7 protein-coding genes are annotated in these 8,005 nt (G+C 59.9%); all 7 read right to left on the bottom strand.

The features are described from left to right. Positions 1 to 91: 91 nt before the first annotated feature. The 7 genes from WMO24_RS14650 to WMO24_RS14620 all read right to left on the bottom strand — a co-directional run bounded on the left by WMO24_RS14650 (position 92) and on the right by WMO24_RS14620 (position 8,003). Complete coding sequence (locus tag WMO24_RS14650) at positions 92 to 454, bottom strand: DUF1667 domain-containing protein (RefSeq protein ID WP_349217116.1); 363 nt, start codon at positions 452 to 454, stop codon at positions 92 to 94. After that, entirely contained in the window at positions 448 to 1,689 is a 1,242-nt protein-coding gene (locus tag WMO24_RS14645; protein ID WP_349217115.1) for an NAD(P)/FAD-dependent oxidoreductase, read from the bottom strand. The genes WMO24_RS14650 and WMO24_RS14645 overlap by 7 nt, the downstream gene beginning before the upstream one ends. Then, on the bottom strand, positions 1,686 to 3,137 hold the full coding sequence (locus WMO24_RS14640; RefSeq protein WP_349217114.1) for an NAD(P)/FAD-dependent oxidoreductase: 1,452 nt from the start codon (positions 3,135 to 3,137) through the stop codon (positions 1,686 to 1,688). The genes WMO24_RS14645 and WMO24_RS14640 overlap by 4 nt, the downstream gene beginning before the upstream one ends. A 147-nt stretch (positions 3,138 to 3,284) precedes the next feature. Beyond that, positions 3,285 to 3,962 (bottom strand): FadR/GntR family transcriptional regulator, encoded by a 678-nt coding sequence (locus WMO24_RS14635; protein WP_349217113.1) that lies wholly within the window; start codon positions 3,960 to 3,962, stop codon positions 3,285 to 3,287. Positions 3,963 to 4,030: 68 nt separating this feature from the next. Further along, positions 4,031 to 5,191 carry an MFS transporter gene (locus WMO24_RS14630; RefSeq protein WP_349217112.1) on the bottom strand — a complete coding sequence of 387 codons (1,161 nt, stop codon included), beginning with the start codon at positions 5,189 to 5,191 and terminating at the stop codon, positions 4,031 to 4,033. Positions 5,192 to 5,325: 134 nt separating this feature from the next. After that, positions 5,326 to 6,495 (bottom strand): Gfo/Idh/MocA family protein, encoded by a 1,170-nt coding sequence (locus tag WMO24_RS14625; RefSeq protein WP_349217111.1) that lies wholly within the window; start codon positions 6,493 to 6,495, stop codon positions 5,326 to 5,328. Continuing rightward, positions 6,495 to 8,003 (bottom strand): tripartite tricarboxylate transporter permease, encoded by a 1,509-nt coding sequence (locus tag WMO24_RS14620; RefSeq protein WP_349217110.1) that lies wholly within the window; start codon positions 8,001 to 8,003, stop codon positions 6,495 to 6,497. The genes WMO24_RS14625 and WMO24_RS14620 overlap by 1 nt, the downstream gene beginning before the upstream one ends. Between the last annotated feature and the right edge of the window lie 2 nt (positions 8,004 to 8,005).

Below are 8,005 nucleotides of genomic sequence, written 5' to 3'. Positions count from 1 at the left end.
CTTCCGATCTAGCACCTGCAGGTGCTTCGCGCGCAAAGAAGACCGCGGCACGGCAGAAGGAGAGACCGATTCCGCAGATCTGAAAAAAGCCTCAGAGGGCGGCCACCTCTTTGGTGACCAGCACGTCCACCCCCAGCCCCAGCACATTGGGCAGCGCTACCTGTCCCACGTGCACCGGCGCTTTCAGGCGAAGCGGACGAATGGCGTTCATCACGTCAAAAATGCGGTCCTTGGGGATCGGGCCGGACAGCCGGACGCTGACCAGCGGAAGCTGGCCGCCTTCCAGCAAAACCGAAGTGGCAATGTTCCGGCGCGGGTCCGTCAGTTCCTGGGTGACGTACTCCTTGCCGCGGGGGCACAGCGCGCCCTCGATGTCGCAGATTTCTCCGTTTTCCAGCTTTGCCGTGATCTCACAGCCGTTGGGGCAGATGATACAGGTATACGTTCTCAACATTGCACACTCACCTCCAAATCGGCTCCTTCCTGCAGATCTTCCGCCTTCAGGGGAACCTGGATCATCTCCGCAGGAAGCGCCTTGCGCATTTTCATCTTCTTAACGGTCCGGCCATCCTGGCGGACCTCCAGCACACAGTTTTTCATGGGGGTGCGCACACGCAGAGACAGTGTCACATCCTCTGCACCGCTGACGGTGTGGGGCAGCACATGGCCCACGCCCGCGCCCGCCCGAACGCAGCTTTCGCAGCGCGGCAGGCCGCCTTCGGCCAGATAGCGGGCCACGCCCTCGGCCAGGTGCTCTGCTTCCAGAGACACAAAGTCCACCACGTCATGAACATGCAGCACGTTGCCGGCGGCGAAAATGCCGGGCACGCTGGTTTGCAGGTACTGGTCCACCACCGCGCCGCGGGTACGCGGGTCCAGAAGAACGCCCGCATCCAGAGAAAGCTCGTTTTCCGGCAAAAGACCCACCGAGAGAATCAGGGTATCGCAGTCGATGCGCTCCTCGGTTCCGGGAATCGGGCGGCAGCGCTCATCCACCGCGCTGACCGTGACGCCTGTGAGCCGGGCGTTGCCATGGATCTCCGTGACCGTGTGGGACAAATGCAGAGGAATGTGGTAATCGTTCAGGCACTGTTCAATGTTGCGGGGCAGGCCGTTGGCATAGGGCTGGATCTCGTACACGCCCAGCACCTGCGCGCCTTCCAGCGTCATGCGGCGGGCCATGATGAGGCCAATATCGCCCGAGCCCAGGATGACCACCCGCTTGCCCACCATGGTGTTGTACAGGTTCATGTAGGCCTGTGCCACGCCGGCGGTAAACACGCCGGTGGGCCGCTCGCCGGGAATGGCCAGCGCGCCCCGGGTCCTCTCCCGGCAGCCCATGGCCAGAACCACTGCCCCGGCCTTGTACTGCGCCAGTCCGTCGCGGCTGGCCGTGGTGACCAGCCGGTCGCCGGACACTTGCAGGACCGTGGTGTCGGGCACAATTTCAATGCCCAGCTGCTGTGCCTGGCTCAAAAAGCGCTGGGCGTACTCCGGTCCGCTCAGGGTCTCGCCGAAGCGGGTCAGGCCGAAGCCGTCGTGAATGCACTGGCGCAGAATTCCGCCAGGCTGTTTTTCGCGTTCCACCACAAGAATATCGCGCACACCCAATTGGTGCAGCTTGACCGCCGCCGCCAGTCCGGCGGGGCCGCCGCCCACGATGACGACGTCTTTGTTCTCACATTTCATTGCTCGCGCACCCTCCCTGTGAACGGATGAGAGCCGGGCCGGTTGTACAGCACATCGGTGGGCTGCAGCCCAAGCTCCTCCTCAATCATTTGCGCCATGCGCATCTGGCAGTATCCGCCCTGGCAGCGCCCCATCATGCAGCGGGTGCGGTATTTTACCGCCACCATGGTGTGCACACCCAGAGGGTTGTGAATGGCCTGCAGCAGTTCGGCACGGGTCACTTTTTCGCACCGGCAAATCAACTCGCCATAGTTGGGGTCCTGGGCGATCAGCTGTGCTTTCACCTCATCCGACTGCTCGGCAAAGCGCACAATGCCCTTTCGGCGCGGATTGAAATCGGGATTTTCCGGCAGATCCGCCTTCTGCCGAATCAGGTTGATCACATACCGGGCAATGGGCAGCGCGGCCGTCAGCCCCGGCGACTCGATGCCGATCAGGTTGACGGCATTGGGCGCTTCGGGCCGCATCTCGATGGTGAAGTCGTGAATGGTGCCGTCCGCGTCCACCCATTTGGACAGAATGCCGGAATAGTTGCGAATGTAATCTTCCCGGCGGATGCAGGGCCACAGCGTATTGGCACTCTCCGCCAGAGATTCGATGCTCGTGGCGGGCACACCATAATAATCAAAATCGTCCACGTATTCGGCGTTGGGGCCGACGGTGACGTTTCCGTCCACCGTGGGAGTCACGTGAATCCCCATGTATGTGTTGCTGGGAACCGGATAGACCGGCATGGGAAGCAGCGGGCCCACCCGCTTGTCCAAAATGATGTAATCGCCTTTGGAGCCGCGGATGCTGTAACCGTGAATGCCCAGCATATCGCTGATTTTTCCGCAGCCGAGGCCGGCACTGTTGATGACCCAGCGGCTGGTGAACTCTCCCTGCTTGGTGGTCAGGTGATAAATGCCGTCTTCCCGGCGAATGGCCGTGACTTCGGCGTCAAAAAAGAAGCGTGCTCCGTTCTGAACAGCGTTCTCTGCCAGCGCCACAGTATACAGGAAGGGGTCCATGATGCCGCTGGTGGGAGACCAGAGCGCGAACTCGCCCACCACGGACGGCACCAGCTGATGCAGGCGCTCCTTGTCGATGATCTCCAGATTGCGGGCGCCGTTGATGCGTCCGGTCTCCAGTGTGCGGCGCAGGCTGGCCATGTCCTCGGGCGTGTTGCCCACCAGCACCTTGCCCGTGCGTTTGAACGGCACGTCCAGCTCCTCTGCCACCTGGTCGAATTCGGCGTTGCCCTCCACGCACAATTTCGCCTTCAGCGTGCCCGGATCGTAGGCAAAGCCGCCGTGCAGCACCGCCGAGTTGCGGCCGCTGGCCTCATACGCCACATCCAGGTTCTTCTCCAGCAGGCCCACTTTCCAGCGGGTGCGGGTCAATTCCCGGGCGATGGCGCAGCCCACCACACCGCCGCCGATCACCAATACGTCGAATTGGGATTCCATGGAATATCCCTCCAAAATCATAGGATGTATTTTATTTTTATTTTAACGCAAATCCCTTTTTCGTCAATAGATTTCCCTTAAAAAAGAAGAAATCAGCGTTTCTCCCAAGAGAAACACTGATTTCTTGTATAAATTTCATGGGATGAATTAGACGGAATCCGAATCCTTTGTACGCCGGTAGGAATTGTACAGCAGATGATACAGCATGGCCTGCTGCGCGTCCGCCTCATGGCGCAGGCGAATGGCCTGAAGAATGCGGCGGTGAGAGCGCACCGTCTGTACGCACTCCTGTTCCGTCTCGGACGCATACACACTGACGCCCCGGGTGATCACGGGGATCAGATTGGACATCACGCTGTTGTGCGTGCAGCGGGCAATGATGGTGTGGAACACCTGGTCCGCCGCGGTAAAGTCCTGTCCCTCCCGGATGCACTGCTCCACGGCGGCACAGGCCTGCTCCAACTCCGTCAGTTCCTGTTCGGTGGCATTGCGCGCCGCCAGCGCCGCAATGGACGGTTCAATGATGCAGCGAATCTCCATCAATTCATCGGTCAGGCGCCGCCGGTCCGACACCAGCGTAAAGCCCAGCGGATCGTCGGAAACGCCCATTTTCTCGCACACAAACGTGCCTGCTCCCTGCCGGATCTCCAGAATGTTGCGGCTGGCCAGCATCCGCACTGCTTCGCGCAGTGTGTTGCGGCCCACACCCAGCATCCGCGCCAGCTCATATTCCGTGGGTATTTTTGCGCCCGGGGCGAGCTGCTGCTCCCGGATATACTGCACCAGCTTTTCTGCGGTGCTGTGCGCCAGCGTTTTTGTCTCCATGCACGGACCCCTTTCCCGGCCGCAAACGGCCACTTTCTATTCAGCATAACGGAAAGCCGGGCCGACCGTCAAGTGCGCTTTGCCCGTCGGGGCAAAAGCGTCAGCGTAAGCACCAGTGCCAGCAGCGCCACCACGCTCATCACGCGGAAGGCGGCGGGCAGGCTCAACCCGTCGGTGAGCATTCCCATCAGAATCGGGCCGGCGGTCATGCCCAGACCGTAGATCGCCTGAAAAAAGCCCATGGCGGTGGAACGGCGGCCGGGGCCCACATTCTGCACGCAAACCCCCAGCAGCACGGACATGGTAAGGGTGTTGCTCACGCCCGCCAGCGCCTGCAGCACATAGACCCACTCCATGGCGGGCGCCCAGGGGAGCACCACGCAGTAAATTGCCGTCAAGCCGAAGCCCACCGCTAAAAGGGACCGGGCGCCGAAGCGGCTCAGCCACTTGCTGGCCACCAGGTAATTGGATGCAACCAGCGGCACCATCATCACAATGCTCATCAGGCTCAGCTGTGCGGCCTGTGCGCCGATGTCTACCGCGTAATTGGTGACAAACCCGCTGTAAGTGGAAAATGCCACCACCTGGGTGAGCACCGCCAGCAGCGTGCACGCCAGCAAATTCCGGTCCCGCAGAAGGCCGGGCACTTCCTGCAGACGGACCGGCGCACCTGCCGGAGCGCTGTTGCGCACAAACAGGCACAGCACCGCTGCCGCCAACCCCGCCAGACCCGCCAGGAAAAAGCTGCTGCGCTCTCCCAAACGTCCCACCAGTGCCGCCACCAGCACAAAGCAGAGCAGACGTCCCGCCTGATTGGCCACATTCAGCATATTGATGGCCTGAGGCCCTTTTTCCGCCGGAAAATAGCTGCTGTACAGCACCGTGAAAGCCACCCATGTGGCCGCGGCAAAGCCGCCCAGTGCGCGGAAAACCAGAAAACCGGCCGGCGTGTAACGAAAATACATGCCGAACCCGGACAGGGATGACAGAAGGCAGCCCGCCAGAATAAATGTTTTGTGGCAGCGGAACCGGTCGGCCGCAATGCCCAGCGGCAGACGGGACAGCAGCTGCGTGAAACCGTAGCCCCCGCCCACCAGGCCGATGAAGGTGGCGCTGGCGCCCATGGCCTGCAGTTCCGGGTTCAGATAAGGGGTGTAGGCGTACTGAGAAAACCAAAACAGAAACGTGACGCAGAACAACGCCCGCGCCGCTGTGCGATATCGGTCCACAACGAAGACTCCCTTTCGTGCGCCTTTCTGCGGCGCGTATTGCCGGAACCCGGCTGGTAAAAGAGCAGAGGCGGTCCGGACAGTGCCGGACCGCCTCTGGGCTGCAAAAGGAAAGCAATGCTTCAATACAGACGTTACAGCTCCACACGGATGCCCTCGCCGTCGGACAGATAGGCTGCGTACACCGCCTGGATGGTGTCGTACGCAAGGCGGAAGCCGGACTGCGGCTCACGGCCCGTGGCAACGCACTCCATAAAGTCCTGCAGCTCGCCCACATAGCCGCGGGCGATCTCCTCGTCTACAAAGACATTCTGCCAGCCTGCTTTTGTCTCTACCTTCTCGGTGATGTACACATCTTCCAGACCCTGCTCGCTGACATGATAGGCCATCATGGCGTTGTTGGGCGCGATGTTGGGCTGATAGGAACCCTCGTTGGTATACACTTCCACCAGGTTGCGCACACCACCCAGGATCATGTCGCCGGCCACAATGTTGGCTTTGGTGCCGTCGCTGAAGGTCAGCACCATGTTGGCCTGATCCTCCACGTCCACCGGACGGGACAAAATGAAGCGTTTCTCCTCTTCGCTCAGGCAGTTCTGGGTCACGCCCATGTCGCCGGTCACGCTCTTGATGGAGATCTCCTCACCGCGGATGGCAGCCTCCTGATGTTTCAGATAGATGACGGCGCTCAGCGGATGGCAGCCCTGACGGATGAAGGAGCCGCCGCCGTTATACTTCCAGTACGCGGCATGGTGCGCATGGGAGCCGCAATGGCTCTCCTCGCCCTTCATGTACAAAATCTTGCTCTTTTTGGCCCGCAGAAACTCCAGCGTTTTCTGGATGGACGGCGCGTACACGAAGTTTTCCGCATACATGAACAGCTTGTCACTGCTCTCCACCACCTTTTTCAGGTCGTTCAGCTCTTCCATCACTTTTTCGTACATGACACGCTTGTCGGACTCGCCCACATGGTCATTGTCAGCGCCCTTTTCTCCGAAATAACCGGACAGGGGTTTTTCGCAGATCACGTGCTTGCCCGCGGCCAGCGCCTGTTTGATCATGGGCACATGCAGGTGCGGCGGCGTGCAGATATCCACTACGTCGATATCCGGGTCCTTGAGCATCTCCGCATAATCGCTGTAGATTTTGGGGATGTTGTATTTTTTTGCAAAATCATGGATGGTGTCCTCTACGGAAGCCACCGCTTCCATTTTGACGTCCAGACCATATACTTTCTGATAAGCGTCGCCGTGCAGGGTGGCGGAAAAACCGCTGCCCACCAGACCCACGGAAATATGCTTCATCACTCTTCACTTCCTTTTTTCTTTTTAAACAGCAGCTTGAACACGCCCATCTGAGACAGGATCAGACCGATGACCACAATCACAAAGAACAGGCTGATGGGACGCGTAAAGAAGGGTGCTACGCTGCCGCCGCTCAGGGTGAGGGCGCGGCGCAGGTTGGAGTCGGCCATGGTTCCCAGTACCAGGCCCAGCATGAAGGGCGCGGCGGGGAAGCGCATCTTCGCAAGGAAGTAGCCCACGATGCCGAAGATGAACATGCACGTTATGTCGAACATATAGTTGCGGACCACGTAGCTGCCCACGACGCACAGCGCCAGAATAATGGGCATGAGGATCTCGCGCTTGATGCTCAGAACGCGCACCGTAAATTTGGCAATGAGCATGGCCAGCAGCCACATGGCAAAGCTGGCGAACGTCATGTACACGCACAGCTTATACAGCAGCTCGGGCGTCTCGCTCATCAGCATGGGGCCGGGACGGTAGCCGTGCAGCTGGAAGGCCGCCAGCAGCACCGCGGCGCTGGTGGAGCCAGGAACAGCCAAACTCAGCACAGGAATAATTGCACCACCAATGCAGGAGTTGTTGCCCGTCTCACAGGAGATCACGCCGTTGGGGTTGCCCTTGCCGAAGGTCTCTTTTTCGGCCTTATCCTTGGTGGAAGCTTTTTCCGCCCAGTAGGACAGCCAGCCGCCGATGTCCTCGCCTACGCCGGGGATGATGCCAACGCCCGCGCCGATCAAAGCAGAGCGCAGAATGTTCAGTTTGTTGCGCATGAGAATTTTAAAACCGGTTTTCATCTCAAAGCCGCTCATCTTGGAGACTTTCTGCTCGGAATCCAGGTTGAACATGTTCAACAATTCGGGGAAGCCGAACAGGCCGATCATGACAGGGATCAGCTGGATGCCGCCGCGCAGCGAAGTGCTGCCGAAGGCAAACCGCGGATATGCATTGATGGGATCCAGGCCGATCATGGCGACCATCAGGCCCAGGATGCCCGAGATCCAGCCGCGCAGCGGATGGCCGTTGGAGGTGATGTTGCCGCAGATGATAATGCCGAACAAAGCCAGCATGAAGTATTCATATGTACCGAATTTCAGCGCCAGAGAGCTGAGCACAGGCGTCAGGAACAGCAACAGAACCACGCTGATGAGCGTGCCCAGGAACGACGCGGAAGTTGCCAGGAAAATGGCCAGGCCGCCCTTGCCTTTGCGGCCCATGGGGAAGCCGTCCATCGCGGTGGCCGCGCTGGCCGGTGTGCCCGGGATGTTCAGAAGAATGGCGGACTGACAGCCGCCGGAAATAGCGCCCACGTACACGGCGATCAGAATGACCAGAGCGGTCTCGGTGGGAAGGCCAAAGGAAAGGCCGGTCAGCAAAGCCACGGCCATGGTGCTGGTCAGACCCGGCAGCATGCCGACGATCAGACCAAGAAACGTCGTCGCAAACAGGCAAACAATGTTCAGCGGGGTGCAGATCAGGGAAAGCGCTTCTAAAATATAGGTACCCATCT

Origin of the sequence: Ruthenibacterium intestinale, assembly GCF_040096265.1 — a bacterium.
Classification (GTDB): domain Bacteria; phylum Bacillota; class Clostridia; order Oscillospirales; family Ruminococcaceae; genus Ruthenibacterium; species Ruthenibacterium komagatae.
Note: the sequence above shows the minus strand (reverse complement) of the source record. Positions and strands in the feature narration are given on the sequence as shown.

Coding starts and splice junctions, on each gene's coding strand:
- WMO24_RS14640 (WP_349217114.1), bottom strand. CDS start 3,137: ATGGAATCCCAATTCGACGTATTGGTGATCGGCGGCGGTGTGGTGGGC.
- WMO24_RS14645 (WP_349217115.1), bottom strand. CDS start 1,689: ATGAAATGTGAGAACAAAGACGTCGTCATCGTGGGCGGCGGCCCCGCC.
- WMO24_RS14620 (WP_349217110.1), bottom strand. CDS start 8,003: ATGGGTACCTATATTTTAGAAGCGCTTTCCCTGATCTGCACCCCGCTG.
- WMO24_RS14635 (WP_349217113.1), bottom strand. CDS start 3,962: ATGGAGACAAAAACGCTGGCGCACAGCACCGCAGAAAAGCTGGTGCAG.
- WMO24_RS14625 (WP_349217111.1), bottom strand. CDS start 6,495: ATGAAGCATATTTCCGTGGGTCTGGTGGGCAGCGGTTTTTCCGCCACC.
- WMO24_RS14650 (WP_349217116.1), bottom strand. CDS start 454: ATGTTGAGAACGTATACCTGTATCATCTGCCCCAACGGCTGTGAGATC.